Origin of the sequence: Rhizobium sp. AP16 (genome assembly GCF_000281735.1) — a bacterium.
GTDB lineage: Bacteria > Pseudomonadota > Alphaproteobacteria > Rhizobiales > Rhizobiaceae > Rhizobium > Rhizobium rhizogenes.
On sequence record NZ_AJVM01000069.1, the window covers coordinates 57742 to 84007 of the forward strand.

26 protein-coding genes are annotated in these 26266 nt (G+C 59.1%); 13 read left to right on the plus strand and 13 right to left on the minus strand.

The genetic code is table 11. From position 1 onward, the window contains the following. Window positions 1-125: 125 nt before the first annotated feature. Genes PMI03_RS22650 through PMI03_RS22665 form a run of 4 tightly spaced genes read right to left on the minus strand, consistent with a single transcriptional unit; the run spans window position 126 to window position 2903 of the window. Window positions 126-491, minus strand: coding sequence for a helix-turn-helix domain-containing protein (locus PMI03_RS22650; RefSeq protein ID WP_007698647.1), 366 nt, complete (start codon window positions 489-491; stop codon window positions 126-128). After that, window positions 488-1087, minus strand: a complete 600-nt coding sequence (locus PMI03_RS22655) for a Smr/MutS family protein (protein WP_007698650.1) — start codon at window positions 1085-1087, stop codon at window positions 488-490. The genes PMI03_RS22650 and PMI03_RS22655 overlap by 4 nt, the downstream gene beginning before the upstream one ends. Beyond that, window positions 1087-2205 (minus strand): murein transglycosylase A, encoded by a 1119-nt coding sequence (locus PMI03_RS22660; RefSeq protein ID WP_007698653.1) that lies wholly within the window; start codon window positions 2203-2205, stop codon window positions 1087-1089. The genes PMI03_RS22655 and PMI03_RS22660 overlap by 1 nt, the downstream gene beginning before the upstream one ends. Beyond that, window positions 2202-2903, minus strand: a complete 702-nt coding sequence (locus PMI03_RS22665; RefSeq protein WP_007698656.1) for a Tim44/TimA family putative adaptor protein — start codon at window positions 2901-2903, stop codon at window positions 2202-2204. Before PMI03_RS22665 ends, PMI03_RS22660 begins: the two co-directional genes overlap by 4 nt. A gap of 196 nt (window positions 2904-3099) precedes the next feature. Between PMI03_RS22665 and PMI03_RS22670 the strand changes: the two genes are divergently transcribed. The 3 genes from PMI03_RS22670 to PMI03_RS22680 all read left to right on the plus strand — a co-directional run bounded on the left by PMI03_RS22670 (window position 3100) and on the right by PMI03_RS22680 (window position 4989). Next, window positions 3100-3636 carry an FxsA family protein gene (locus PMI03_RS22670; RefSeq protein ID WP_007698660.1) on the plus strand — a complete coding sequence of 179 codons (537 nt, stop codon included), beginning with the start codon at window positions 3100-3102 and terminating at the stop codon, window positions 3634-3636. A 95-nt stretch (window positions 3637-3731) separates the two neighbouring features. Beyond that, window positions 3732-4211 carry a protein-export chaperone SecB gene (secB, locus tag PMI03_RS22675; protein WP_007698663.1) on the plus strand — a complete coding sequence of 160 codons (480 nt, stop codon included), beginning with the start codon at window positions 3732-3734 and terminating at the stop codon, window positions 4209-4211. 145 nt (window positions 4212-4356) lie between these two features. Beyond that, window positions 4357-4989, plus strand: coding sequence for a LysE family translocator (locus PMI03_RS22680; protein ID WP_007698666.1), 633 nt, complete (start codon window positions 4357-4359; stop codon window positions 4987-4989). A 26-nt stretch (window positions 4990-5015) separates the two neighbouring features. Here PMI03_RS22680 and dnaQ read toward each other — a convergent pair whose 3' ends face one another. The 5 genes from dnaQ to PMI03_RS22705 are packed head-to-tail and all read right to left on the minus strand — an operon-like array spanning window position 5016 to window position 8654. Continuing rightward, window positions 5016-5726 carry a DNA polymerase III subunit epsilon gene (gene dnaQ, locus PMI03_RS22685; RefSeq protein WP_007698670.1) on the minus strand — a complete coding sequence of 237 codons (711 nt, stop codon included), beginning with the start codon at window positions 5724-5726 and terminating at the stop codon, window positions 5016-5018. A gap of 1 nt (window position 5727) precedes the next feature. Continuing rightward, window positions 5728-6345 carry a dephospho-CoA kinase gene (gene coaE, locus PMI03_RS22690; protein WP_007698673.1) on the minus strand — a complete coding sequence of 206 codons (618 nt, stop codon included), beginning with the start codon at window positions 6343-6345 and terminating at the stop codon, window positions 5728-5730. Beyond that, window positions 6342-7202, minus strand: a complete 861-nt coding sequence (locus PMI03_RS22695) for a shikimate dehydrogenase (RefSeq protein ID WP_007698676.1) — start codon at window positions 7200-7202, stop codon at window positions 6342-6344. The genes coaE and PMI03_RS22695 overlap by 4 nt, the downstream gene beginning before the upstream one ends. Continuing rightward, entirely contained in the window at window positions 7195-7794 is a 600-nt protein-coding gene (locus PMI03_RS22700; RefSeq protein WP_007698679.1) for a Maf-like protein, read from the minus strand. The genes PMI03_RS22695 and PMI03_RS22700 overlap by 8 nt, the downstream gene beginning before the upstream one ends. 38 nt (window positions 7795-7832) lie before the next feature. After that, complete coding sequence (locus tag PMI03_RS22705; protein WP_007698683.1) at window positions 7833-8654, minus strand: pyruvate, water dikinase regulatory protein; 822 nt, start codon at window positions 8652-8654, stop codon at window positions 7833-7835. A gap of 394 nt (window positions 8655-9048) precedes the next feature. Between PMI03_RS22705 and hemE the strand changes: the two genes are divergently transcribed. The 8 genes from hemE to PMI03_RS22745 all read left to right on the plus strand — a co-directional run bounded on the left by hemE (window position 9049) and on the right by PMI03_RS22745 (window position 18111). After that, a complete protein-coding gene (hemE, locus tag PMI03_RS22710) occupies window positions 9049-10089 on the plus strand; it encodes a uroporphyrinogen decarboxylase (protein WP_409033806.1) in 1041 nt (346 codons plus the stop codon). A 4-nt stretch (window positions 10090-10093) separates the two neighbouring features. Further along, on the plus strand, window positions 10094-10648 hold the full coding sequence (gene hemJ, locus PMI03_RS22715; protein WP_007698689.1) for a protoporphyrinogen oxidase HemJ: 555 nt from the start codon (window positions 10094-10096) through the stop codon (window positions 10646-10648). Between the two features lie 197 nt (window positions 10649-10845). Next, complete coding sequence (gene rho, locus PMI03_RS22720; protein WP_007698693.1) at window positions 10846-12111, plus strand: transcription termination factor Rho; 1266 nt, start codon at window positions 10846-10848, stop codon at window positions 12109-12111. A gap of 290 nt (window positions 12112-12401) precedes the next feature. Continuing rightward, window positions 12402-13736 (plus strand): tRNA uridine-5-carboxymethylaminomethyl(34) synthesis GTPase MnmE, encoded by a 1335-nt coding sequence (gene mnmE, locus PMI03_RS22725; RefSeq protein WP_007698695.1) that lies wholly within the window; start codon window positions 12402-12404, stop codon window positions 13734-13736. Window positions 13737-13846: 110 nt separating this feature from the next. Continuing rightward, entirely contained in the window at window positions 13847-15727 is a 1881-nt protein-coding gene (mnmG, locus tag PMI03_RS22730; RefSeq protein ID WP_007698697.1) for a tRNA uridine-5-carboxymethylaminomethyl(34) synthesis enzyme MnmG, read from the plus strand. A gap of 33 nt (window positions 15728-15760) precedes the next feature. After that, on the plus strand, window positions 15761-16378 hold the full coding sequence (gene rsmG / locus PMI03_RS22735; protein WP_007698700.1) for a 16S rRNA (guanine(527)-N(7))-methyltransferase RsmG: 618 nt from the start codon (window positions 15761-15763) through the stop codon (window positions 16376-16378). A 20-nt stretch (window positions 16379-16398) separates the two neighbouring features. Next, window positions 16399-17196, plus strand: a complete 798-nt coding sequence (locus PMI03_RS22740) for a ParA family protein (protein WP_007698702.1) — start codon at window positions 16399-16401, stop codon at window positions 17194-17196. Between the two features lie 30 nt (window positions 17197-17226). Next, a complete protein-coding gene (locus PMI03_RS22745; protein ID WP_007698704.1) occupies window positions 17227-18111 on the plus strand; it encodes a ParB/RepB/Spo0J family partition protein in 885 nt (294 codons plus the stop codon). Between the two features lie 122 nt (window positions 18112-18233). Here the strand turns inward: PMI03_RS22745 and holA are convergent, their stop codons facing one another. The 3 genes from holA to leuS are packed head-to-tail and all read right to left on the minus strand — an operon-like array spanning window position 18234 to window position 22427. Further along, complete coding sequence (holA, locus tag PMI03_RS22750; protein ID WP_007698705.1) at window positions 18234-19271, minus strand: DNA polymerase III subunit delta; 1038 nt, start codon at window positions 19269-19271, stop codon at window positions 18234-18236. Window positions 19272-19285: 14 nt separating this feature from the next. Then, window positions 19286-19807 carry an LPS assembly lipoprotein LptE gene (gene lptE, locus PMI03_RS22755; protein WP_007698707.1) on the minus strand — a complete coding sequence of 174 codons (522 nt, stop codon included), beginning with the start codon at window positions 19805-19807 and terminating at the stop codon, window positions 19286-19288. After that, a complete protein-coding gene (gene leuS / locus PMI03_RS22760; protein ID WP_007698709.1) occupies window positions 19797-22427 on the minus strand; it encodes a leucine--tRNA ligase in 2631 nt (876 codons plus the stop codon). Before leuS ends, lptE begins: the two co-directional genes overlap by 11 nt. A 200-nt stretch (window positions 22428-22627) precedes the next feature. Between leuS and PMI03_RS22765 the strand changes: the two genes are divergently transcribed. After that, on the plus strand, window positions 22628-23287 hold the full coding sequence (locus tag PMI03_RS22765; protein WP_007698712.1) for a YggS family pyridoxal phosphate-dependent enzyme: 660 nt from the start codon (window positions 22628-22630) through the stop codon (window positions 23285-23287). Window positions 23288-23359: 72 nt separating this feature from the next. Here the strand turns inward: PMI03_RS22765 and PMI03_RS22770 are convergent, their stop codons facing one another. Continuing rightward, the gene (locus tag PMI03_RS22770; protein ID WP_007698715.1) at window positions 23360-24064 is read right to left on the minus strand and encodes a DUF1013 domain-containing protein; all 705 of its coding nucleotides are present in this window, start codon (window positions 24062-24064) and stop codon (window positions 23360-23362) included. Between the two features lie 222 nt (window positions 24065-24286). On the opposite strand from PMI03_RS22770, the gene acs reads away from it, so the two are divergent. Then, a complete protein-coding gene (gene acs / locus PMI03_RS22775; protein ID WP_007698718.1) occupies window positions 24287-26245 on the plus strand; it encodes an acetate--CoA ligase in 1959 nt (652 codons plus the stop codon). The last annotated feature ends 21 nt before the right edge of the window (window positions 26246-26266 follow it).

Consider the following 26266-nt stretch of genomic DNA (forward strand, 5'->3'; position numbering starts at 1 on the left):
TAGAGAACACCGCCGATCGTTAACGAATCAGCAGTTTTTCTTTCCCTGAATATAGGATGTTTCGCCCGTAACTTCCAAACGGAAGGCCCCTATATGGGGTATAAAACAGGGGATTAAGGCGGTTTTCAGCCCCTTTTTCCGGCATTTTCCAGAACCAGGGACAGTTCCCTGATGGTGGTCGCGTCGAGATTGCGAATCCGGTCCGCCAGGCGGTTGACAAAGGCCGTATATTCCGGTGCCAGACCTGACGTATCGACCACGACGCGCGGGTCGGAGAAGCGCGCCAGAAGGAACAATTCCTCGGCCTCGTCCCAGATAATGTTGAAATATCCGGCGATGCGCTGCAGTAGATCGAAGGTCGGCGTGCCGCGTTTTCCGTGTTCCAGGGCGGATAGATAAGCCGGGGTCACATTCAGTGCCGCCGCCATTTCCTTCTGGGAGACGCCCTTGCGCGCCCTGAGTTTCCTGACCGCTTCGCCGAAAGGGGTCACGGCCTGTCCCCCTTCGGCCGCGACAGACGGATATAGAGGGCGCCGTCGCCGCCATGGTGCTGCGCCGCGGTCTCATAGGAGGAAATCAGGAAGCGGAATTCCGGCTTGGAGAACCACAGCGGCACGGCACGCTTCAAGGCGCCGTCGCTGCCCATGGAGCTGCCCTTGCCGGTGATGACAAGCACATGGCGAAGACCACGCTCATGCGCCCGGAACAGGAAATCCAGAAGCATCACATGCGCCTCGCTCTGGATCAGCCCATGAAGGTCGATCCGCGCCTCCAGCGCCAGCCGCCCCTTGGCGATCTTGCGCTTGACCGGGCGCTCCAGCGGATGATGGGCGCCGGAGGGCTGTTTTGCCGGCGCCGGCGAAATTTGCGGATCGGCGGGTGCCGGAGCGACCCTCGCCTTTTCGGCGCGCGCAGTCTCTTCCGCCTTGGCCTCTCCCGCCAGAACCTCGTCGAAAGATTCCATGTCGGCCTGTCGCCCGGGCATGGGCCGGGTGCTTTTCGCCACTTTGCCCCAGAGGACACGCTCATCCGTGCTGAGCTTCCGTTCTTTACTTTTGCCTTCTGGGTTTCTGCGTTCTGGGGCCATCAGCCAAACCTCTGAGCTGCCGCCTTCGGAACCAGTATATAAAAATCCGCGTCGTTGCGCACGGTACCGGCAAGTTCCCCGGCATCGTAGCCGTAACCGGTGAAGATATCGCCACGCGCCGGGCCGACGATCGCCGAACCGGTATCGAGCGCCAGCATCAGCCGCCCGAAGGGCTGGCCGGCATCAAGATGGGTCAGGCTTTCCGACTGGATGAAGAAGGGAAAACCGAAAGTGTGGATCAACCGGTCGACCGCCAGCGAACGGCCGGCAACCAGCGGCACCTTCGCTGCCGCAATCGGCCCGAGCGCGGGATCGCTGACATCGGCCTCACGGAAAAAGATATAGGACCGGTTATGCCACAGGACCTCGTCGACTTCCTGCGGATGGGCGTAGAGCCAGTCGCGGATCGTCTGCATGGAGATTGTGGCACGGTCGAGCAGGCCACGCTCGATGAGCAGACGGCCAACGGCCGAGAAAGGGTGACCGGCCTTGGCGGCATAGGTGATACGGCCCATGCGCCCATCGGGATAGCGCAGCCGTGCAGCGCCCTGCACATGTACGAAGAAGACATCGACCTTGGACTTCGCCCAGGCGATCTCCAGACCCCTGCCCTCCAGATAACCGCGATCGATCTCGCCCCGGTCCGGATAGGCGGAAATCGCCCCATCCTTTAGCTTGCCGAACATGTAGGATGGATCGAGCCCGGATGGCCTGTTGGCGTCATCGAGATCGACCAGATCATCCGGCCGGCGATAGAAGGGATAGCGATAGATCTCGTCCGGCGTCGCGGAAACGGTGATTTCCGGCTCGAAAAAGGCGGTGACGAACCCCCTGCCGCCATCGCCACGTCGGATGAAAAAGGGCTGACAGCGCTCCTCGAAGAAGGCGCGGGCCTCAGCCGCGTCGCGCGGCTCGTAACCTTCGGCATCGTCGAGCAGGGTCAGGAGATCATCGGCAGTCAAGCCAGCGGCGCCGGTGCGATAGGGCTTTACGTCCCTGACATGGGTCCGACAGTCCCGCATGGCACGAAAAAGGCTGGAGGGATCATCATCCCCCCAGCCCTTCAGATCGGCGAAGGTTGCCGGCTCCAGCCTGAAATCCTTCGATGCGGTCGTCATTGTTCGGATTCGGTCGCCACGAGTTTCCAGTTGGGGTCGCGCGAACGGCTGTCGCGGGCAAAGGTCCAGACATCACTGATTTCGGCTACCGTCTCGGCATCGCCATCGATCAGTGTGCCGGCCTTATCGTAGGTCGCCGAAATCATCTGGCTGACGATACGCATCGTCACCGTGGCTTCCGTATCCTTCATCTCGGCGCTGACGATATCGGCCTTGTCGATGCCGACGAAGGTGGACTTCACCTTTTCGCCCTTGGTCTCGCGATCGGTGATGGCGGCATCGAAGCCTTCATAGACCTCGCGCGACAACAGACCCTTCAACGCGTTGCGGTCACCATCAGCAAAAGCCATGACGATCATCTCGTAGGCCATGCGGGCGCCGTTGACGAATTCCTTCGGGCTGAAGCTCGGATCCGCCTTGTTCAATTCGCGCAGCGAATCATTGAGCTGCGTGCCGGCCGGCGTGAAGGCATCGATGGCGGCGAAGCGGTCCTCATCCTCGGTCGCATCACGGCGCGGCAAGGTTACCACCTTGCCGGCATCCGGCGCATTCGGGCCAGTGGCCTGATCGGGCGAACCATAGAGATCGCGCGGCGGCTTCTCATTCCCCGTGCGGCGGCCAAGGACGCTGCGCAGCTGAAAGAAAATCAGCACCGCCGCCACCAGGAAAAAGATCGTCACAAAGTCGTTTGCACCCATCTCGTGTCGGAACCACCATTAAAATTAAGAGTTTCAATCCCCATATAGTCTGCATCCACCTATCATTCAAATAGCGGACCGGTATCTTTATTATATGCGATGAACTAACGCTTTGGCATCATCGCCTAAAGTATGACGCGGTTTTCGAGCCAAATCATGCTAAGCAGAGATACGCCCGCTTTCAGGACACCGTAACATGCGCCTATCCCTTGTTCCTATCTTCGTCTTTCTGATGCCGCTTGCCGAAATCGCAGGATTCATCGTCGTCGGCAAAATGCTTGGGGTATGGGCAACATTGGCGCTGGTCATCCTCAGCGCCGTTCTCGGTGCGGCGCTTCTCAGAATCCAGGGCATCGGCATTCTGCAACGCATTTCGGCCGAAAGCCGCAATGGCGGCGATCCCGGCCGCGAAATGGTGCATGGCGCAATGATCGTCATTGCTGCCTTCTTCCTGATGCTGCCCGGCTTCATTTCCGACATCATCGGCCTGCTGCTCTTCATTCCAGCCGTGCGCGAACTCGCCTGGAAGGTTCTGCGCAAACGCATCGTCGTTCTGGGCAGCACCCGCGCCTTCAGGCGTGGCCCTGGGCAAGGCTCCGGCCCGAATACAGCGCCTGGCCCGCAGCCCCGCCCGTCCGGATCAGGACGGGTCGTCGATCTCGACGAGACCGATTTTCATCGCGAACCCGATCGCAATTCGCCCTGGTCGGACCGCAAACGCCTGGAAGAATAGGGCAAAGGACCTAGGGATCGCCCAAGGCCTCGAGGGTTGTAAGCCCTTATTCGAAATGCTAGATGGCGACACCTATTGACGTCAGAGGAAACCCCATGGCCAACGAAACCAGCAACGGCGCAGCCAGCCCGAGCCTTACTATTCTTGCTCAATACACCAAGGATCTTTCCTTCGAAAATCCAGGTGCTCCGCGCTCGCTGCAGGCCCGGGAAAACGCTCCCGATATCAACATCAATGTCAACGTCAACGCCAATCCGCTGTCGGATTCCGATTTCGACGTCGTGCTGACGCTGAATGCCGACGCCAAGGACGGCGACCGGGTTCTCTTCCATACCGAGCTGGTCTATGGCGGCGTCTTCCGCGTCACCGGCTTCCCGCAGGAACATATGCTGCCGCTGCTCTTCATCGAGTGCCCGCGCCTGCTGTTCCCCTTCGCCCGTCAGATCATTGCCGACATCACCCGCAATGGCGGTTTCCCGCCGCTGATGATCGATCCGATCGATTTCGCGCAGATGTTCACGCAGCGCATGGCCGAAGAACAGGCCCGCGCCCAGGTGTCGTCGGTTCCGAACTAAGGTTTCGCTCAATTCCATCGATGGAACTGAAAATGCCCGGATCAATGTCCGGGCATTTTTCGTTTGGAGACTATACCAGGCATGACTTGCCATTCCGGTGAAATTTGCTAGACGGGAATTCCGGCTCCATCCGAAGGGAAGACTTATGCCGGATCTCTCCATACTTGCACTTTTTGCCGCCGCCGCCGTGGTTCTCACCGCCACGCCAGGCCCCGATATGCTGCTCATCGCGTCGCGCAGCGTCAGCCAGGGACGAGCCGCGGGGTTCCTCACCTATGCGGGTATTGCGCTTGGCACATACTGCCATGCTCTGGCCGCAGCACTTGGCCTCTCGCAGCTCTTCATGACTGTGCCGATCGCCTATGAGATCGTGCGTTGGGCGGGCTGTGCCTATCTTCTCTATTTGGCGTACAAAACGATCCGCTCGGAAGGGTCGAGCTTTTCTCCGACATCAATGCTGAAGCGGCTTTCGAACAAGCGGATTTTCGCGGAAGGCCTTGCGACCAACCTTCTGAACCCGAAAATGGTGCTGTTCGTCCTTGCCCTGTTCCCCCAGTTCGTCAGCCCCCAGGGCGGGTCGATGATCGGGCAGATGCTTTTGCTCGCGACGATCTTGAACGGGATCGGTTTCTTTGTGAATGGATCGGTGATCCTGGTTGGCAGCCATATCCGCGCCCGCCTTGCCGGTTTTTCCCGGTTCCCGAAACTGCCGCAATATCTTCTCGCGACTGTGTTCGCGGGGCTGGCCTGCCGACTTGCGCTGGGAGCACGAACCTAGCCAGACCTCCCGGTCGCTTGAGATATCTACGCGCGGTATTTCGACCATATGCCTTTTTCGCCAAGCTTGGCGACCAGGGCGGCGTGAGCGGCCTCTTCGGTCTCGCTCACTCTGCCCGGCAAGGGCTGAGGCCGCGCCAGGATTTCGACAACGACCTCTTCCACGTCATTATTCTGGCGGGACCGGGCGGACGAACCGTTGCTGCTGCCGAGGCCAAGCGCCGTCTGCCGGCCGCCGATCATCTCGATATAGACTTCGGCCAGAAGTTCGGAGTCGAGAAGCGCGCCGTGGCGGGTACGGTGGGAATTGTCGATACCGTAGCGACGGCAGAGCGCATCGAGCGAGTTCGGCCCCATCGGATGCTTGCGCCGCGCCATGGCCAACGTATCGATCACCATGTCGGGCAAGATCGGCGGTCGGCCAAGCCGGTTAAATTCAGCATTGACGAAACCCATGTCGAAGGTGGCATTGTGGGCAATCCACTTCGCTCCCTCGAAAAAGGCAAGGATCTCGTCGGCGACGTCGGCAAAGGGCGGCTTGTCCTTTAGGGACTCATCGGTGATGCCATGCACGGCCAGCGCATCCGGATGAACCTTGCGATCGCCGGGATTGATATAGAGATGCAGGGTCTTGCCAGTTGGAAAGTGATTGAAGAGTTCGATGCCGCCGATTTCGATGATGCGGTCGGCCTTGTTGTCGAGCCCAGTGGTTTCCGTATCGAAGATGATCTCGCGCATGTCAGGGCTCTCCGCCTGTGGGTCCGCCGTCCGCCGATTGGCGCCGGAGGTCCGCTATGATGTCTCTTATCTGCTCCCGAGTCGTGTCGATGCTGTGGCTGGTATCGATGATGTAGTCGGCCCGAGCCCGCTTCTCAGCATCTGGCGTCTGGCGGGAGAGAATCATATTGAATCTTTCCTCGGTCATGCCCGGCCGGGCAAGCACTCTTTCTCTTTGAAGCTGTGGATCGCAGCTGACGACGACGATCCTGTCGACCCTTTTGTCCGCGCCGGTCTCAAACAGCAGCGGAATATCCAGCACGACGATATCGGCGCCGGCGGTAAGCTGATGATCCAGAAATATACGCTCGCGCTCACGCACCAGCGGATGGACGATGGCCTCCAGGCGCTTGAAACCGGAGGGATCGAGCCCCAGCTGCCGGCCAAGCTCCTGCCGGTCGACGGTTCCATCCTTCGTCGTTCCCGGAAAAGCGGTCTCGATCAGCGGAACGGCTTCACCGCGATAAAGATCATGCACCACCGCATCGGCATCATTGACGGGGATACCGGCCTCGGCGAACAGCTTACCCGAGGTCGATTTTCCCATGCCGATCGAACCGGTGAGGCCAACGCGTATCATCGGTGCTTATCCATATCGGCGATAATCAGAGCCCGTAGCACTTCGTCGACCACGGGGCGCTTGCCGAACCATGTTTCAAAACCAGGTGCTGCCTGATGCAATAGCATGCCGAGACCGTCGACAGTGGCAAAGCCCTGTTCTTCGGCCTGGGCTAGCAACGGGGTTTTCAACGGCACATAGACGATGTCGGTGACGACGGCATTTTCAGCAAGCGGCGAAAAATCGATTGTAGGCGCGACTTCGTTTTCCATGCCAAGCGACGTCGTGTTGACGAAGAGACCGGCGCTGCGCATCACCTCGCCCAGCGCCGCCATCGGATGGGCATGGACTTGCGCGCCAAAACGATCGGACAGTTCTTGTGCCCGCTCGACGGTGCGGTTGACCACATGGATCTCGTTGACCCCACGGTCGCGTACCGCCTGGATGACGGCACGGCTGGCACCGCCGGCACCGAGGATCACCGCCCGGTCAGTCCGATCCCAGCCCGGATGACACTCGTCGAGATTGGCGGTGAAACCGCGGCCGTCCGTGTTGGTCGCGTGCAGCAGCCCGTCCTCAAGCCAAAGCGTGTTCGACGCGCCGAGTTCTTCGGACAATTCATCCGGCCGATCCGCCAGCTTGAAGGCGATCTCCTTGTGCGGGATCGTCACATTGCCGCCAACGAAACCGCTGGATCGATCTTTCAAGGCTGCGATAAAGGCCGGAAAATCATCCGGCGTCACTTCGACAGCACGATAGCTGCCCGCAAGATTGAGCGTGCGCAGCCAGTAGCCATGAATCAATGGGGAGCGCGAATGCTTGACGGGATAGCCGGTGACGAAGGCATTCAAGCCGTGTGTTTCACGTGAATCACCCATCGATGGCTCCCAATTCGCGAAGTTTTTGCAGGAGCGGCAGCATCGGCAATCCCAGTATGGTGAAATAATCACCGTCGATTTTCGAGAAGAGCTGGATCCCCTCGCCCTCGAGCTGATAGGCGCCGACGCTCGACAATGCCTTCTCGCCGACGCGGGTCAGATGACGATGGATGAAGTCGGCAGAGAGATCACGCACCGTCAGTTCGGCGTGGGACACATGCTCCCAGATGATATCGCCGTTCAGCGCCAGCGCGATGCCACTGTTCAGGCGATGGGTCTTGGCAGACAGACTTTGCAGATGGCTCTCCGCCTCTGCCATCGTCTTTGGCTTGTGGAAGACTTGGCTGCCGAGCGACATGGTCTGATCCGAGCCGATGACAAGCGATCCCGGAAAACGGTCGCTCACCTCTTTCGCCTTGGCCTTGGCCAGCACCAGCGCCACGGCGTCGGGTCCGGCGCCATCCCGCTCCAGCGTCGCTTCGATCGCGCGCTCGTCGATATCAGCCGCAATCGCCTGGAAATGCAGGCCGGCATTTTCCATCAGCATTCGCCGGAACGGGCTGGAAGAGGCAAGGATGAGCGGCATTGTCATGATCGGACGAACCTTGGAAATAGAATGCTATGCAGCGCTTAGCGCAGCTTCGGGCGCAGGGCAACAATGGCGGCTGCCGTCTCCTCGATGGAGCGGCGGGTGACATCGATGATCGGCCAATTATGCCGGGCACAGAGCGACCGGGCATATTTCAACTCTTCGGAGATGGTGGCGCGGTCGGTGTAGCCACCACGATCGAAGCCGGTGGTCGCTCCGAGAATGCGGTTTTCGCGCACCTGCGATATCCGGTCGGTGGTTGCCACCAACCCGACGATCAGCGGCCTGGTGGCCTGGATCAGGCTTTCGGGCAAGGGAACGCCAGCGATGATCGGGATATTGGCAGTCTTGATGCCCCGGTTCGCCAGGTAGATGCTGGTCGGCGTCTTCGATGTTCGACTGATGCCGATGATGACGACATCGGCGTCATTATAATCATCCTGCATCTGCCCGTCATCGTGATCCATGGTGAAGTTCAAGGCTTCGATGCGCGCGAAGTAGTCAGCATTCATCACATGCTGGGCGCCGACACGGCGGCGCGAAGCGGTGCCGAGATAAGTCTGGAAGACGTTCATCACCGGTTCAAGCACATTGACACAGGGTACGCCCATCTCCCGGCAACGCTCGTCGATGAAATCGGCAAGTTCGCGATCGACAATCGTATAGAGGACAATGCCGGGACTATGGTCGATCGCTTCGAGAACCGGCAGCAGCTGCTTGCGATTCCGAATCAGTGGGTAGACATGTTCAATCGGCTGGCTGGCATGGAATTGCACGGATGCAGCACGTCCGGCGGAGATCAGAGTCTCGCCGGTTGAGTCAGAAATCAGATGAAGATGAAAGAAGCTTGTCCGGTTTTCCACGCTACTTTCCATCACCTGTTGATATCATGGGAGAGAAGAGAGGTACGGGAACCGCCCGGTCGGGGGCAAGTGGAAAACCTCCGACTTTTCCACATTTCGGTTTTTCGGGAAGGCGCTCATCGGGGCTTGTGGGTAATGTGGATAAGCTATTTTTAGCAGCGCGGCTCCCCAGTTTATCCCCAGATCGGGTCGAAACGGAATCGACGCCAAGCACTTAGAAAGATTGATCTAACGGTTTTCTTTTCCACATATCCCCGAACAGCGTCGAACTTCTTGCGAAATCGCGGATGGATGCGCGACAAATTGGATCAGGCGTGGATGAATTTTAATCCTTGATAGTCACAGACTCTAAGAAATAGAAACTTAAGATATATCTTTGTTTTTATATGGGATGATGACTGTGAATAGTGCGAGCCGGAAGATCTTAAGGGTACTCAGCGGAGAAACGCTGACCCCTCCCCCTATCTGGCTTATGCGCCAGGCAGGACGCTATCTCCCGGAATACCGTGAAACCAGAGCGAAGGCTGGAAGCTTTCTCGATCTCTGTTACAGCCCAGAGCATGCGGTCGAAGTGACGATGCAGCCGATCCGGCGTTATGGCTTTGATGCAGCTATTATGTTTTCGGATATCCTGGTGATCCCTGACGGGCTGAACCGCAATGTCCGCTACACCGAGGGACATGGCCCCCAAATGGATCCGATCGATGAGGCGGGCATTTTTGCATTGAAAGCGGAAGGTGTGGTTGAATATCTCGCTCCGGTCATGGAAACCCTGCGGCGGCTGCGCGCAGAGCTGCCGGAGGAGACGACGCTTCTCGGTTTTTGTGGTGCGCCTTGGACAGTCGCGACCTACATGATCGCTGGCCACGGCACGCCGGACCAGGCCCCTGCCCGACTTTTCGCCTACCGATATCCGAAGGCATTCGAACATCTGCTGATGCTGCTTGCCGATATCTCGGCCGCCTATCTCGTGGCGCAGATCGATGCCGGCGCCGATGCGGTGCAGATCTTCGATTCCTGGGCAGGCGTGCTCGGCGAAAAGGAATTCGAGGCTTTTGCCGTCAAGCCGGTGGCGCGGATCATCGCTTCGGTAAAGGCGCAGCGGCCGGGGGCGCGGATCATCGCTTTCGCTAAGGGTGCTGGATATCAGCTGAAGACCTACCGGCAGAAGACGGGCGCCGATGCGATCGGTCTCGACTGGTCCGTGCCGCTCGCCTTTGCCAAGGAATTGCAGCGCGAAGGACCGGTGCAGGGCAATCTTGATCCGATGCGCGTGGTTGCCGGCGGCAAGGCGCTGGAGGATGGAATCGACGAAATCCTGCAGCAGCTGGGTCATGGCCCGCTGATCTTCAATCTCGGTCACGGCATTACGCCGCAGGCTGATCCGGCCAATGTTACGGCACTGGTGCAGCGTGTGCGTGGATGGAAGGGCTGAGGCCATGAGCGAGGAAGTTACGGAAAAGCAGACGGATGCAGCCGCGGGCGCCCGTGCCAGTCGGCGATCCTATTTCATGATTTTGCTGTTCGTGGCGCTGGCGATCGGGCTATTCGCTTGGCATCCGGACGATCTCTACCTCTGGGTCAAGGCGTTGCATATCATCGCGGTGATCTCGTGGATGGCAGGCCTGCTCTATCTGCCGCGGCTCTTCGTCTATCACACCGATGCTGAGCCCGGTTCGCAGCAATCCGAGACCTTCAAGGTGATGGAGCGCCGGCTTTTGAAGGGGATCATGACCCCGGCGATGATGCTGACCTGGATCTTCGGGCTCTATCTCGCCTGGTCGGTCTACGGTTTCCATGGCGGCTGGCTGCATGCCAAGATTGGGCTTGTGGTGGTGCTGACCGGCGTTCACATGTTCCTCAGCCGCGCGGTGCGGGCCTTTGCCCGCGACGACAACCGCTATTCGGCACGCCATTGGCGGTTTATCAACGAGGGACCGACGCTGTTGATGATTGTGATCGTCATTCTGGCGGTGGTGAAGCCCTTCGCGTGAAGCCGGCGGAACCGGGCATTGAAGTTAAATTTTCTTCATTTCGCCGGCCCCCCTTGCGGGGCGCTGACTGAATCGCTATTTTCCCGCCATCTCTTCTTCGTGGCATGTATCAGTTCTATCGCCCGCGAGCTCCCCCATCGCGGCTCTGAATACGACCAACATTGCCTTTCCCCTTCTAAAATAGAGTAATTCCCTTCATGGCTGAAATGAAGCTTCAAGAACTTAAGAACAAATCCCCGACCGAACTCCTGGCTTTTGCTGAATCGCTCGAGGTCGAAAACGCCAGCACGATGCGCAAACAGGAACTGATGTTTGCCATCCTGAAGGAGCTCGCCAGCCAGGATGTTGAAATTATCGGGGAAGGCGTTGTCGAGGTTTTGCAGGACGGTTTCGGTTTCCTGCGTTCCGCCAATGCCAATTACCTGCCAGGCCCGGACGATATCTATATTTCGCCGTCGCAGATCCGCCGTTTCTCGCTGAAGACCGGTGATACCGTCGAAGGGCCGATCCGTGGACCGAAGGAAGGCGAGCGCTATTTCGCGCTGCTGAAGGTCAACACTATCAACTTCGACGATCCGGAAAAGATCCGTCACAAGGTCCACTTCGACAATCTGACGCCGCTCTATCCGAACGAGCGTTTCCGTATGGAGCTCGACGTTCCCACTAACAAGGATCTGTCGTCTCGCGTCATCGATCTCGTGGCGCCGCTCGGCAAGGGCCAGCGCGGATTGATCGTGGCGCCGCCGCGTACCGGTAAGACCGTCCTGCTGCAGAACATCGCCCATTCGATCACGGCAAACCATCCCGATTGCTATCTGATCGTTCTGCTGATCGACGAACGTCCGGAAGAAGTCACCGATATGCAGCGCTCCGTGCGCGGAGAAGTCGTCTCCTCGACTTTCGACGAACCGGCCGTGCGTCACGTCCAGGTCGCCGAGATGGTCATCGAGAAGGCAAAGCGCCTTGTTGAACACGGCCGCGACGTTGTCATCCTGCTCGATTCGATCACGCGCCTTGGTCGTGCCTACAACACCGTCGTTCCCTCGTCTGGTAAGGTCCTGACGGGCGGTGTCGATGCTAACGCCCTACAGCGCCCGAAGCGCTTCTTTGGCGCGGCGCGTAATATCGAAGAAGGCGGTTCGCTGACGATCATTGCCACCGCGCTGATCGATACCGGCAGCCGCATGGACGAAGTGATCTTTGAAGAATTCAAGGGCACGGGCAACTCGGAAATCGTGCTCGACCGCAAGGTCGCCGACAAGCGCATCTTCCCGGCGATGGACATCCTCAAGTCCGGCACGCGTAAGGAAGACCTGCTGGTGCCGCGCCAGGATCTGCAGAAGATCTTCGTCCTGCGCCGTATCCTTGCTCCGATGGGCACGACCGACGCGATCGAATTCCTGATCGATAAGCTGAAGCAGACGAAGAACAATCCGGATTTCTTCGACTCGATGAACACCTAATCCTGAACCGGATTGACCGTCACTCATGGGTGGCGGAGGCTGAGATAATACGGATCGGGTCGCGCTTGCGGCCCGATTTCGTTTATAATCTTCAGAGCACGTACTGAGATCGAGCTGGTGTTGGTAGTTTTGCTCGCGCAGCGAATGCTTCGATTACGGATATTCTTCGCCTTCATGATCCCTATATCGTGGAACATCAAACGGTTTTGAGTTAGCCCGACGGAAGCCCGATCAGATTGGATGATAGTTAGAAATCGACCCATTGCTGATAAGGCCGGGAATCGATTCGGATGCGGATCAATTGGATGAATGCAATCGGCGATACGATCTTTGCGCTTTCTAGCGGTGCTCTTCCAGCTGGTGTCGCGGTGGTGCGGATTAGCGGTCCGGAAGCGCTTGCCGCAGCTGCAGCGCTGGCCGGTACTTTGCCGAAGCCGCGACAGGCGGCTTTGAAAACGATTCGGACTCGTAACGGTTTAACGATCGACCGGGGACTGGTTTTGGTTTTCCCGGCGCCGGCTTCCTTTACAGGCGAGGACTGCGCGGAAATCCAGGTTCACGGCGGCAAGGCCGTTATCGCCGCTCTTCTGGGCGAACTCTCCAATATCGAGGGTTGCCGCCTAGCCGAGCATGGTGAATTCTCGCGCCGGGCCTTGGAAAACGGCAAGATGGATCTTGTCGAAGTTGAAGGTCTCGCCGATCTCATCGCCGCCGAGACGGAAATGCAGCGCCGTTTGGCCGTAGAGCACGCCGCCGGTGGTCTTTCCAAGCTTTACGAAGGATGGGCCGATCGTCTAACGCGCGCCCGCGCGCTGATCGAAGCGGAACTGGACTTCGCCGACGAGGACGACGTTCCAGGTTCTGTATCCGATATGGTCTGGGGCGATATGGCGAAGCTGCGAGCCGAGCTCTCAGCACATCTCGCCGGCGCCGGCTTCGGCGAGATCGTGCGAGACGGTTTGAAGGTTGTTATCGCTGGTGCACCCAACGCCGGCAAATCCAGCCTGATGAATGCGCTGGCGCGTCGTGAAGTGGCGATCGTCACCGATATTGCCGGCACGACGCGCGATGTTCTGCATGTTGATCTCAATATAGAGGGATATGCGATTCGGCTCTACGATACCGCCGGATTGCGGGAAACCGAGGAAGTCATCGAACGCGAAGGGATCAAGCGTGCCCTGAGAACAGCGGCGGAAGCCGATGTCATCCTTTCGCTCGCCGAGATTGGAACTGGCGCGCAGATCGACTTTCCGGGTTTTGGCGGCCGGGTTTTCCGTGTCGGCACCAAAGCGGATATTCATCCGGCGGACGAAACTGGGTATGATCTCTGCATTTCCTCGAGCACCGGCGCTGGTCTGGCGGAATTGCATCAGTTATTGGTCGAAGACCTGCAAGAGCGTACTGCTTCTTTGTCATTGGCCCTGCCGAGCCGGTTGAGACATCGGACTTTGCTGGCCGAGAGCCTGGAGGCGTTGACTCAGGCGGTCAGCGCCACCTCAGCGGGATTGGATATTCGCGCGGAATATCTTCGCCAGGCCGGGCATAGTCTCGGACGGATCACCGGAAGGGTCGATGTCGAGGATCTTCTCGATGTGATTTTCTCGGAATTCTGCATCGGCAAATGATTCACGTGAAACACGACCTTTGAAATGGGTCGTTCAAAACGTTTCACGTGAAACCTTCTTGACTCCTGAAATTGGTGTGCCAAACAGACGGCAACACTGAGGGCTTGGCAATGCTCGAGACTATATATGATGTGATCGTCGTTGGCGGCGGACATGCGGGCAGCGAAGCTGCGGCCGCAGCCGCGCGGCTGGGCGCGAAGACGGCGCTGGTCACCCACAAACGCGATACGATCGGCGTGATGTCCTGTAATCCGGCGATCGGCGGCCTCGGCAAGGGCCACCTTGTTCGGGAGATCGACGCACTCGATGGCTTGATGGGCCGCGTCGCCGACGCCGGTGGCATTCAATTCCGGATGCTGAACCGGAAAAAGGGCCCGGCGGTTCGAGGTCCGCGCACGCAGGCTGACCGCAAGCTTTATCGTCTCGCCATGCAGGCCGAGATCGGCGCGATCGAAAATCTCGACATTATTGAAGGCGATGCCTTTGATCTGACCATCAGCGACGGCCGCGTCTCCGCGGTGGTTCTGAAGGATGGCCGGACCATCCGTTGCGGCGCCGTTGTCCTGACGACCGGTACTTTTTTGCGCGGCCTGATCCATATTGGCGACAGGAAAATTCCTGCGGGCCGTGTCGGTGAAGAGCCATCGGTTGGTCTATCGGGGACGCTGGAGCGCTATGGGCTTGCGCTTGCGCGCTTGAAGACCGGAACGCCCGCGCGTCTCGATGGTTCGACAATCGACTGGAATGCGGTCGGGCGCCAGGGCGCCGACGATGAACCGGTACCCTTCTCTTTCATGACCGATCGTATCGTGAATCCGCAGATCGAATGCGGTGTGACTCGAACGACGCCAGCGACGCACAAGATCATCGTCGATAATCTCATGCGTTCGGCAATGTATTCCGGGCAGATCGAGGGTGTTGGACCGCGCTATTGTCCGTCGATAGAAGACAAGATCGTCAAGTTCGGCGAGCGTGACGGCCATCAGATCTTTCTGGAGCCGGAAGGGCTTGACGATACGACGGTCTATCCCAACGGCGTATCGACCTCCCTCCCCGAAGAGGTCCAGGATGCGTTCATCAGGACCATTCCGGGTCTGGAACGAGTCCGGATCCTGCAATGCGGTTATGCCATCGAGTATGACCACGTCGATCCGCGCGAATTGAAGCCGTCGCTTGAGGTGATGAAGATCCCGGGTCTTTTCCTGGCCGGACAGATCAATGGCACCACCGGCTATGAGGAAGCAGGAGCGCAGGGGCTGATCGCCGGTCTCAACGCGGCGCGATTGTCTGGGGGTGGTGATGCAATCCAGCTTAGCCGAACCGAATCCTATATCGGCGTGATGATCGACGATCTCACCTCGCGCGGTGTTGCCGAACCCTATCGCATGTTCACCTCGCGCGCCGAATATCGGCTGTCGCTACGCGCTGATAATGCCGATGTCCGTCTGACACCGCTTGGTTTGACTATCGGCTGTGTCGGCAGCGCCCGTGCTGACCGGTTTGGTGATTATATGGAAAAGCTTGAATGGGCGCGCAGTCAGCTGAAGGCGTTGAGCGTTACGCCGAGTGAGGCGGAGAAGGCTGGGCTGCATCTCAACAAGGATGGTCAGCGCCGGACGGCTTATGATCTCCTGTCCTATCCGGAGCATTCGATCGATTCATTGTCCGGTTTATGGCCGGAACTGCGGTCGATCGATCGGCGTGTCGTTGAAGCGGTCGAAATTGAGGCTGCCTATGCGGTTTATATGGATCGGCAGACCTCGGATATCGTTCAGGTTCGGCGTGAGGAAGAGCGGCTTATCCCGCAGGATTTCGATTTTTTGATTCTGTCAGGTCTGTCGAACGAGCTGAAGCAGAAGCTGGCAAAGGCGCAGCCGAAGAATATCGCCCAGGCATCGAGGATAGATGGGATGACACCGGCGGCGATCTCGCTGCTGCTCGCGCATCTGCGCAAGCTGACGGTGGTGGACGAGCGGAAGCTTGTCTCGTGATATCAAGGCATTGCAAGGTGTGAGAGTCCTGTCATGGAATTAAACGGTGTGCGTGTTTCACGTGAAACACAGGGACGGCTGCAGCACTTTGCCGAGCTCTTCCAGAAGTGGGCGAAGACCATCAATCTGGTGGCGCCGTCTACCGTCGATGATCTCTGGCGCCGGCATATTGCTGATAGCGCTCAGATCTTTCAGCTTCATCCGAAGCCGGCGCGCTGGGTAGACCTCGGAAGCGGCGGCGGCTTTCCAGGGATCATAACCGCGATTCTCTTGGCTGAGCAGAAGGATGGACATGTCGATCTGGTGGAAAGCAACCAGAAAAAAGCAGCGTTTCTGCGGGTTTGCCTTCGGGAATGCGAGGCTCGCGGCGCCGTTCATGCAGTGCGTATCGAGGAAGCGCCGAAGATCATTGCCGATTGTGACGTGATCTCGGCGCGGGCGCTTGCCGAGCTGGATATGCTGCTGGATTACGTGGCGCCATGGGCCGAGCGCAATGAAAACCTACGCCTGCTGCTGCATAAAGGCCGGGATTACGAACGCGAGGTCCACAAAGCCCGTGGTCGTTGGGAGTTCGATCTGGTAAAACACAATAGTGTTGTCGAGAGCGATTCCGTGATCTTGGAGTTAACGCGCCCTCGTCGTCGAATTTAACCATGATGGATATGCGGCAAATGATCGGCGAGCGAAACCGGATTATTACTATCGCAAACCAAAAGGGTGGTGTTGGCAAGACAACCACCGCGATCAACCTGGCCACGGCCCTGGCCGCTATTGGCGAGCGCGTCCTGATCGTCGATCTCGATCCGCAAGGAAATGCCAGCACCGGCCTCGGTATCGACCGTCGCGACCGAAAAGTGTCCTCCTACGATCTTCTTGTTGGTACGCATACGATCCTGGATACGGTTCAGGAGACGGCTGTACCGAATCTTTACATCGTCCCCTCGACAATGGACCTGCTCGGCGTCGAAATGGAGATCGCGCAGCAGCCTGACCGCGTTTTCCGGCTGCGCCGGGCTCTGAACGGCGCTGGTGCAACGGCTTTCTCCTATATTTTGGTGGATTGCCCACCCTCGTTCAATTTGCTGACGATGAACGCCATGGCGGCAGCGCATTCAGTCCTGGTGCCGCTGCAGTGCGAATTCTTCGCGCTGGAAGGCCTCAGCCAGTTGCTGGAAACGGTCGATCAGGTGCGTCGCACCGTCAATCCATCCCTGGATATTCAGGGGATTGTGTTGACGATGTTCGATTCCCGCAACAATCTCGCGCAGCAGGTCGTCAATGATGTGCGGACCCATCTTGGTGAAAAAGTCTACCATACGTTGATTCCACGCAACGTCCGCGTGTCCGAGGCGCCTTCTTATGGCAAGCCAGCGATCCTTTACGATCTGAAATGCGCCGGCAGCCAGGCCTATCTGCAACTGGCGTCGGAAGTTATCCAGCGGGAGCGGCAGCGGAAGGCGGCTGCCTGATAGTGTATTTGTTCTGGAGTGAGTATTGCGATGAATGATGATCTTTCGAAACGGCGCCTCGGGCGCGGTCTGGCGGCTCTTATCGGAGAGATGGATCAGCCGACGCCCGTGGAGGCCGGCAGACCGGGCGTAAATCCGGATCGCATGGTGCCGATCGAATTCATCAGCCGCAATCCGAAGAATCCGCGCCGCTATTTCGATGAAACCGAACTGCACGACCTTGCCAGTTCGATCCGCCAGCACGGCATCGTGCAGCCCGTCGTCGTGCGTACGGTTTCTGCCGATCGCTACGAGATTATCGCGGGCGAAAGACGCTGGCGTGCGGCGCAACTCGCTGGTTTGATTGAGATTCCGGTCATTGTCCGCGACGTTGATGATAAGACGGCGTTGGAAATTGCTATCGTCGAAAACGTTCAGCGAGCCGATCTCAACCCGCTCGAAGAAGCGCTGGGCTATGAGCAGCTGATTGCCGAACATGGCTATACGCAGAACGATCTCGGTGAAATCATCGGCAAAAGCCGCAGCCATGTCGCCAATTCGCTGCGCCTGCTGAAGCTGCCGGAGCCGGTTCGCGACATGCTCGCCGGCGGTAGCCTTTCGGCTGGCCATGCTCGCGCGCTGGTGTCGACCTCCGACCCGGCAACGCTTGCTCGCACGATCGTCTCCAAGGGGATGTCGGTTCGCGACGCCGAGCGGCTGGCGCAGAACGATATCAAGGCACAGAATGATCCTCGGCCGGCTAGCGCCCGCAAGGATGATAAGGATTCCGATACGCTGGCACTGGAGCGCACCCTCTCCGATACGCTCGGGCTTGATGTCGCGATCAACCATCGCGGCAATGGCGGTCAGGTGAAGATTTCCTATAAGACCTTGGAACAGCTGGAAGAAATCTGCCGGCTGCTCGAGCGGCGCTGAGCTGTTTCCCGTGAAACACTGGGACATCTGCTTTCGGATGGCGTCATTCGAAAGCAGATAATATTATTATTTAAAATCAATATGTTAAAGAGATCGTCCCACCTTCAAATGAAGATGGCGCTCTAGCTCTTGCGGGCCGATTGTAGCGTGGTCGCCAACAATGTCTGTGTGGCGATCGTGTCTTCGAGACTAGCGCGCTGTCTGGTCTGCAGGATGGCCGACTGCAGGCGGTTCATTTCGCGGGCAATAGCCGGCGCCGTCCAGCTCCGGAGTGCCTGCTCGATGATGGGCTTGCGGCGGAAATGCAGATGACGGCCGAGTGTCTGCATGACTTGCGCCGGCGGCACACGTTTCTCGTCCATCTCCGTACGCATGACGTCCAAAAGCTGAAACTGCCTCAGGCAGCCCTGTAGCACCAGAAACATCGACGTCTTGGAGGCGGCGATCTTCTGCATGGCATGCAGAAAGGCATCCGAATCGCCCTTCAGGATGGCATCGACGGCATCATCCGCGGAAATGGCGCTGGCGTCACCGATAATGTCGGCGACATGACCCTCTTCGATCGTCCCCTCCCCGCGACAATAGAGCGCCAGCTTGCGCACCTCGTTGCGCGATGCGATCCGGTCGCCGCCCAACAGCTCGAGCAGCATCTGCCGCGCGGCGGGCGAGATACGCAGATTTTCGCTCGCAAGCTCGGTGTCGATCAGACTGTTCAGCGCGCGGCCGTCATCGGCGTAACAAGGGACGGTCGCGATCTTGCGGGATGCTTCGGCTACCTTGCGCAGGCCGGAGCCCTTCTTGAGGTCGCCGGCTTCGATGATGACAAAACTGGCGTCGGGAGGATTGTCGGCGATGATCTGCAGCGAATCGATCAGCGCTTTTTCGTTGGCCGCGCCGCGAATCCAGACCAGTTTTTCACCGCCGAACAGGCCGATGGCGTTGACCTCGTCGAGCAATCGGCCGGCATCGTTTTGGAGATCGCCGACATCGAGCTTGATCAGTGAAAAAGGGTCCTTGAGGTCAACACCGGTCTTGCCGGCCACCTGCCCTGCTCTTTCGGAGACAAGGCCGCGATCCGGGCCATAGATGACGAAAAGACGATAATTGCGCGCGGCGTTTTGAAGGAATCCGTCAAACTCGTGGGATTTGATCTCCGACATACCGCGCGCTCAGATCAGCGGCTAAGTGCGGCGGCGATATCGGCGGCGACCATCTCGGCAACTTCACGGGCGGCGCGGTCTTCCGAATCACGAATGGCGCGCTGCTTGGCGAATTCCTGGGTCGGGTAGTCCAATAGCGAGATAACCGCGCGGCTTCCGGATTTGAGCACCTTACCATCGCTGGCATTCTTCAGCGTGAAGGATGCCGTGACGGTGGTGCGGCCGGCGCCCGATGTCGCCGAGGACGGCAGATAGAGAACACCGGCGGTGCCGGAGCTGACGCTCAGATCGACCGTATATTTCGGTGTCTTTGTCTCGCCTGCGCCGCGACCGGCGATGAAGATCAGCTGATTGCGGACTTCCTGGCCGACGCGCGAATTGGCGTCGGAGAAGGAGACATCGGCAAGCTTCTGCGTAACCCCTGTGCTCAGAGCATAAAGCGGCCGCACCTGGCAGGATGACAAGAGACCCGCAACGGCAATCACAGACGCAACGCCTGCAAGGCGGGCGAGTTTGAAGAGCTTATCAGACGACAATGTTTACGATCCTCTGTGGAACGACGATGATCTTCTTTGGCGCCTGACCATTCAATGCGCTTGCTACGGCATCCAAGGCGAGTACGGCCTGCTGCACGGTATTCTGATCCGCATCGCGCGCAATTGTCAATTCGGCGCGCTTCTTGCCATTGATCTGCACCGGATAGACGATCTCGTTCTCGACGACGAGTACGTCGTCATATTCAGGCCAGGCGCTCATGGCGACGAGATGCGTGTTGCCAAGCGCTGTCGAGCATTCTTCCGCCAGATGCGGCGTGATCGGCGCGACCAGCGCGATCAGGATTTCGACCGCCTCGCGAGCGGCGGAACGATAGCTGCTATCGGTTCCGCCGGCGGCAACCTTTGCCAACGGTGCGGCCAGCGCGTTGACGAATTCGTAGATGCGCGCGACCGCCTTGTTGAAGGCGAGCTTGTCGTAATCGGCCTGAACGGCCTTCAGGGTGCGGTGGGCGATCTGGGAAATTGCCAGCGCCTCGCCTTCCTTAGCCGGAACGGAAGTAACGGCTTTCAGCTCGTCGGCGGCTTCGGACACCAGGCGCCACATACGCTGCGTGAAGCGATGCGCGCCTTCGACGCCCGCCTCCGACCAGATGACGTCACGGTCGGGTGGCGAATCGGAGAGCACGAAGAAGCGGGCGGTATCGGCGCCGTAGGAGGCGATGATATCGTCCGGGTCGACGACGTTCTTCTTCGACTTCGACATCTTCTCGATGGCGCCGATGGCAATGTCCTCGCCAGTCGACAGCAGGGTCGCGCGGCGCTGGCCGTCGGTTTCCTCGATGCAAATATCGGCCGGAGACACCCATTCGCGCGTCAGGCCATTGCCGCGGCTATAGGTCTCGTGAACCACCATGCCCTGCGTAAACAGGCCCTTGAAGGGCTCCCTGGCGTCGACATGGCCTGTCTCGCGCATGGCGCGGGTAAAGAAGCGCGAATAGAGCAGATGCAGGATCGCATGCTCGATACCGCCGATGTACTGATCGACCGGTAGCCAATGATCGGCGGCGGCCTTGTCGGTCGGCTCGTCGGCCCAGGGGGCCGTGAAGCGGGTGTAGTACCAGCTCGAATCGACGAAGGTGTCCATGGTGTCGGTTTCGCGACGCGCATCCTTGCCGCATTGCGGGCAGGCGACATGTCGCCAGGTCGGATGGCGGTCGAGCGGATTGCCCGGCAGGTCGAAGGTGACATCATCCGGCAGCTTGACCGGCAGATCCTCTTTCGGCACCGGCAAGACGCCGCAATCGTCGCAATGGATGACCGGGATCGGGCAGCCCCAATAGCGCTGGCGAGAAATGCCCCAGTCGCGCAGGCGGAAATTCACCTTGCGTTCGGCCTGCGGCACATTGCCGAGGCTTACCGCCGACAGTTTCGTTGCCACCGTCTCAAATGCTTCTTCCGGGCTCATGCCGTCGAGGAAGCGCGAATTGATCATCACGCCGTCGCCGTCATAAGCGACATCGCCGATGGCAAAGCTTGCGGCGTCGCCGTCTCTGGGCATAACGACGGGAATGACCGGCAGGTCATATTTGCGGGCGAAATCCAGGTCGCGCTGGTCGCCGGAAGGGCAGCCGAAGATGGCGCCCGTGCCGTAGTCCATCAGTACGAAGTTGGCGACATAGACCGGCAGTTCCCAGGACGGGTCGAGCGGATGGCGGACGCGGATACCCGTGTCCATGCCCTTCTTCGCGGCGGTCTCCAATGCGGCGAGCGAGGTGCCTGCGCGGCGGCATTCCTCGCAGAAGGCGTCGATCTCAGGATTGAGCGCCGAGGCTTCCCTGGCCAGCGGATGGTCCGCCGAAATCGCCAGGAAGGAGGCGCCGAACAGCGTGTCCGGGCGCGTCGTATAGACGGCAATCTCGCGGTCGGCATTTGGCGAGGTCTCGGGCACGATCTCCCAGCGGATCGTCAGCCCCTCGGAGCGGCCGATCCAGTTCTTCTGCATCAGCCGCACTTTTTCGGGCCAATGGTCGAGCGTATCCAGCGCGTCCAGCAGTTCCTGGCTGAAATCGGTGATCTTGAAGAACCACTGCGTCAACTCGCGCTGCTCGACCAATGCACCGGAGCGCCAGCCGCGGCCGTCGATGACCTGCTCGTTGGCAAGCACGGTGTTGTCGACCGGATCCCAGTTGACCTTGGACTTCTTGCGGTAGATCAGGCCCTTCTGCATCATGTCGATGAAGAGCATCTGCTGGCGATGATAATATTCGACGTCGCAGGTGGCGAATTCGCGGCTCCAGTCCAGCGACAGGCCCATGGCCTTCAACTGCGCCTTCATCGAGGCGATGTTCTGGTAGGTCCACTCCTTCGGATGCACCTTGTTGTCGCGCGCGGCGTTTTCCGCCGGCATGCCGAAGGCGTCCCAGCCCATGGGGTGCAGGACATTGTAGCCGCGGGCGCGCTTGTAGCGGGCGACGACGTCGCCCATGGCGTAGTTGCGCACATGGCCCATATGGATGCGGCCCGACGGATAGGGGAACATCTCTAGGACGTAATATTTCTCGCGCGGATCGGCGTTGTCGGTGAGAAAGACGTTCTCATCGTTCCATTTCTGCTGCCAGCGGGGTTCGGCATCGCGCGGGTTATAACGTTCGGTAGCCATCTGTTCTTGTATTCCGGAAAATCATGGGGAGTTGGCCGTGACCTTCATCACGAAACCAACCAAGCGTCAAGTTTAGCAGGCACGGCAAGTGCTTTATCTTGCAATGCAAAGCCCGATTCTGCGGCATTCACCCTTGGCAAAGGCCGCTTGCCTCATTACTGCAAAGTCTCGGGAATAGGCAGATATATCGAGGCGAAAAGATGGAACTTCAAGAGCGGTTGAACGAGGTTCGTTCCCATATCGCGGTGGCGGAACGTCAGGCCGGCCGGCCCGGTGGCGCCGTGCAGCTCGTTGCCGTCTCCAAGACCTTCGATGCCGACGCGATCCGCCCGGCGATCTCGGCTGGTCAGCGCGTGTTCGGCGAAAACCGTGTGCAGGAAAGCCAGGGCAAATGGCCGGCGCTGAAAGCCGAGACGCCCGACATCGAGCTGCATCTGATCGGACCGCTGCAATCGAACAAGGCGGCCGACGCCGTGGCGCTGTTCGACGTCATCGAGACGGTCGACCGGGAAAAGATCGCCCGTGCGCTTGCCGATGAAATCAAGCGGCAGGGCAAGGCGATCAGGCTTTACGTGCAGGTCAATACCGGCCTGGAGCCGCAGAAGGCCGGGATTGCGCCCGACGATACCGTCGCCTTTGTCGATCTCTGCCGTAACGAGCTTGGGCTTTCGATTGAGGGCTTGATGTGCATTCCGCCAGCGGACGAGAATCCGGGGCCGCATTTCGGGCTCCTGGCCAAACTGGCGAGAAAGGCCGGCGTAGACAAGCTCTCGATGGGCATGTCGAGTGATTATGAGATCGCGGTTGCCTTCGGCGCTACGAGTGTCCGTGTCGGGTCGGCGATTTTCGGGGCGCGATAGTTTCCTGACACCTCAAAAAATAAAGCCCCGGTCGGGAGACCAGGGCTTTGAAAACAAGCGATCGATCGCGTCTCAGTACTGATCGTCGTCATCATCAGGCGTGGTGGACTTCAGCGACTTCAGCTTGGCGAAGACGGCGTCGGCATCGATTTCCTTTTCCTTGGGCTCGTCGCGCTCATAGCTGAAGCCGAGCTTCTCGGTTTCCTGCGCCGGCTGCAGCGTCGCGCCAAGTTCGGCAGCGGTCGGCAGCGGACGGCCCTTGGCGGCCTTTTCGACTTCCATATCGAGATCGATCTGGCTGCAGAGGCCGAGCGTTACTGGGTCCATCGGTGCCAGATTCGTCGAGTTCCAGTGGGTGCGGTCACGGATCTGCTCGATGGTCGACTTGGTGGTGCCGACCAGACGGGAAATCTGCGCGTCCTTCAGTTCCGGATGGTTGCGTACCAGCCAGAGAATGGCGTTCGGGCGATCCTGGCGCTTGGAAACCGGCGTGTAGCGCGGGCCACGACGCTTGGATTCCGGCACGCGGACCTTCGGCTCGGAAATCTTCAGCTTATGGTTCGGATTGCCTTCGGCACGGGCGATTTCGTCACGCGACAGCTGGCCGGTGGCGATCGGGTCGAGGCCCTTGATGCCCTGGGCGGCTTCGCCATCGGCAATGGCCTTCACTTCGAGCGGATGCAGCTTGCAGAACTGCGCGATCTGGTCGAATGACAAGGCTGTATTGTCCACAAGCCAGATGGCCGTTGCCTTCGGCATGAGCAATTGTTGAGCCATAGATATAGTCCTTCTGTCAGTCCGCGCCGGTGTCGCGGTCCGGGGTGTAACACCTTATTGTCCGGGAAATATGGCCCTATATAACCGCAGCGTTGGGGAATTGCAATTCTTTGCACCTGATTTGATCTTTGTCTAATTGCCGCCGCCACTTGACCTGCTATTGATTGCGCAAATTGGTGCCCATAATCTCGACTGAGGGCGCCATGATTTGAGGAGGACACCATGTCGGAAAAGATTCATCCGGTGACGAAACCGGTCAAGGCGCGAGCGTTGATCGACCAGGCGAAATATCAGAAATGGTACAGGCAGAGCGTCGAGGATCCCGACAAGTTCTGGGGTAAGCATGGCCAGCGCATCGACTGGTTCAAACCCTACACCAAGGTCAAAAATACGTCGTTTACCGGCAAGGTCTCGATCAAATGGTTCGAGGATGGGCTGACCAATGTTTCCTATAATTGCATCGACCGTCACCTGAAGAAGCACGGCGATCGCGTCGCCTTCATCTGGGAAGGCGACAACCCTTATATCGACAAGAAGGTTACCTATAACGAGCTCTACGAGCATGTTTGCCGGCTGTCGAACGTCTTGAAGAAGCACGGCGTCAAGAAGGGCGACCGCGTCACCATCTATATGCCGATGATCCCGGAAGCCGCCTATGCGATGCTCGCCTGCGCCCGCATTGGTGCTGTGCATTCCGTCGTGTTCGGCGGTTTCTCGCCGGAAGCGCTGGGTGGCCGCATCGTCGATTGCCAGTCGACCTTCGTCATCACTTGTGACGAGGGCTTGCGCGGCGGCAAGCCGATTCCGCTCAAGGAAAACACCGATACGGCGATCCATATCGCCGCCAAGCAATTTGTCACCGTCGAGAAGGTTCTGGTCGTGCGTCGCACCGGCGGCAAAACCGGCTGGGCGCCCGGTCGCGACCTCTGGTATCACGAGGAAACTGCCAAGGTGAAGGCGGATTGTCCGCCGGTGAAGATGAAGGCGGAAGATCCCCTCTTCATCCTCTATACGTCAGGTTCGACCGGCAAGCCGAAGGGTGTGCTGCACACGACAGGCGGCTATCTCGTCTATGCGGCGATGACGCATGAATATACCTTCGACTATCACCCCGGCGATATCTACTGGTGCACCGCCGATGTCGGCTGGGTCACCGGCCATTCCTATATCGTCTATGGTCCGCTGGCGAACGCCGCGACCTCGCTGATGTTCGAGGGCGTGCCGAACTACCCCGATCAGGGCCGTTTCTGGGACATCATCGACAAGCACAAGGTCAATATCTTCTACACTGCACCGACGGCGATCCGCTCGCTGATGGGTGCCGGCGATCATTTCGTCAAGCGTTCGTCGCGCTCCAGCCTGCGCCTCCTCGGCACGGTCGGCGAGCCGATCAATCCGGAAGCCTGGGAATGGTACTATAAGGTGGTCGGCGACAGCCGCAGCCCGATCGTCGATACCTGGTGGCAGACGGAAACCGGCGGCCACATGATCACGCCGCTTCCGGGCGCGACGGACCTGAAGCCCGGTTCCGCCACCCTGCCCTTCTTCGGTGTCCAGCCGGAGCTGGTCGATAGCGAAGGCAAAGTGCTGGAAGGTGCTGCCGACGGCAATCTCGTCATCGCCGACAGCTGGCCCGGCCAGATGCGCACGGTCTACGGCGATCACGAGCGTTTCATCCAGACCTATTTTTCCACCTATAAAGGCAAGTACTTCACCGGCGACGGCTGCCGCCGCGACGAGGATGGCTATTACTGGATCACCGGCCGCGTCGACGACGTCCTCAACGTCTCCGGCCACCGTCTCGGCACGGCCGAGGTCGAATCGGCGCTGGTCTCGCACAAGCATGTTTCAGAGGCGGCCGTTGTCGGCTATCCGCATTCGATCAAGGGCCAGGGCATCTATTGCTACGTGACGCTGATGGTCGGACAGGAGGGCTCGGACGCGTTGCGGCAGGAGTTGGTGAAACATGTTCGCGCCGAAATCGGCCCGATCGCTTCGCCCGACAAGATCCAGTTCACCCCCGGCCTGCCGAAAACCCGCTCCGGCAAGATCATGCGCCGCATCCTGCGCAAGATCGCTGAAGACGATTTCGGCGCGCTTGGCGATACGTCGACGCTGGCCGATCCGGCTGTCGTTGATGATCTGATCGCCAATAGGCAGAACAAGGCGGATGCGGCTTGATTTTGGGACGCATATTGGAGG

What these genes read in the sequence shown, in the direction of transcription:
- PMI03_RS22665 (WP_007698656.1), bottom strand. Translation starts at nt 2,903, where the DNA reads ATGGGTGCAAACGACTTTGTGACGATCTTTTTCCTGGTGGCGGCGGTG.
- rsmG (WP_007698700.1), top strand. Translation starts at nt 15,761, where the DNA reads ATGGAATTAAACGGTGTGCGTGTTTCACGTGAAACACAGGGACGGCTG.
- coaE (WP_007698673.1), bottom strand. Translation starts at nt 6,345, where the DNA reads ATGATACGCGTTGGCCTCACCGGTTCGATCGGCATGGGAAAATCGACC.
- PMI03_RS22655 (WP_007698650.1), bottom strand. Translation starts at nt 1,087, where the DNA reads ATGGCCCCAGAACGCAGAAACCCAGAAGGCAAAAGTAAAGAACGGAAG.
- PMI03_RS22745 (WP_007698704.1), top strand. Translation starts at nt 17,227, where the DNA reads ATGAATGATGATCTTTCGAAACGGCGCCTCGGGCGCGGTCTGGCGGCT.
- acs (WP_007698718.1), top strand. Translation starts at nt 24,287, where the DNA reads ATGTCGGAAAAGATTCATCCGGTGACGAAACCGGTCAAGGCGCGAGCG.
- PMI03_RS22695 (WP_007698676.1), bottom strand. Translation starts at nt 7,202, where the DNA reads ATGGGTGATTCACGTGAAACACACGGCTTGAATGCCTTCGTCACCGGC.
- dnaQ (WP_007698670.1), bottom strand. Translation starts at nt 5,726, where the DNA reads ATGCGCGAGATCATCTTCGATACGGAAACCACTGGGCTCGACAACAAG.
- secB (WP_007698663.1), top strand. Translation starts at nt 3,732, where the DNA reads ATGGCCAACGAAACCAGCAACGGCGCAGCCAGCCCGAGCCTTACTATT.
- PMI03_RS22700 (WP_007698679.1), bottom strand. Translation starts at nt 7,794, where the DNA reads ATGACAATGCCGCTCATCCTTGCCTCTTCCAGCCCGTTCCGGCGAATG.
- PMI03_RS22660 (WP_007698653.1), bottom strand. Translation starts at nt 2,205, where the DNA reads ATGACGACCGCATCGAAGGATTTCAGGCTGGAGCCGGCAACCTTCGCC.
- PMI03_RS22680 (WP_007698666.1), top strand. Translation starts at nt 4,357, where the DNA reads ATGCCGGATCTCTCCATACTTGCACTTTTTGCCGCCGCCGCCGTGGTT.
- PMI03_RS22670 (WP_007698660.1), top strand. Translation starts at nt 3,100, where the DNA reads ATGCGCCTATCCCTTGTTCCTATCTTCGTCTTTCTGATGCCGCTTGCC.
- hemJ (WP_007698689.1), top strand. Translation starts at nt 10,094, where the DNA reads ATGAGCGAGGAAGTTACGGAAAAGCAGACGGATGCAGCCGCGGGCGCC.
- holA (WP_007698705.1), bottom strand. Translation starts at nt 19,271, where the DNA reads ATGTCGGAGATCAAATCCCACGAGTTTGACGGATTCCTTCAAAACGCC.
- rho (WP_007698693.1), top strand. Translation starts at nt 10,846, where the DNA reads ATGGCTGAAATGAAGCTTCAAGAACTTAAGAACAAATCCCCGACCGAA.
- PMI03_RS22740 (WP_007698702.1), top strand. Translation starts at nt 16,399, where the DNA reads ATGATCGGCGAGCGAAACCGGATTATTACTATCGCAAACCAAAAGGGT.
- PMI03_RS22770 (WP_007698715.1), bottom strand. Translation starts at nt 24,064, where the DNA reads ATGGCTCAACAATTGCTCATGCCGAAGGCAACGGCCATCTGGCTTGTG.
- leuS (WP_007698709.1), bottom strand. Translation starts at nt 22,427, where the DNA reads ATGGCTACCGAACGTTATAACCCGCGCGATGCCGAACCCCGCTGGCAG.
- mnmG (WP_007698697.1), top strand. Translation starts at nt 13,847, where the DNA reads ATGCTCGAGACTATATATGATGTGATCGTCGTTGGCGGCGGACATGCG.
- mnmE (WP_007698695.1), top strand. Translation starts at nt 12,402, where the DNA reads ATGCGGATCAATTGGATGAATGCAATCGGCGATACGATCTTTGCGCTT.
- hemE (WP_409033806.1), top strand. Translation starts at nt 9,049, where the DNA reads ATGACTGTGAATAGTGCGAGCCGGAAGATCTTAAGGGTACTCAGCGGA.
- PMI03_RS22765 (WP_007698712.1), top strand. Translation starts at nt 22,628, where the DNA reads ATGGAACTTCAAGAGCGGTTGAACGAGGTTCGTTCCCATATCGCGGTG.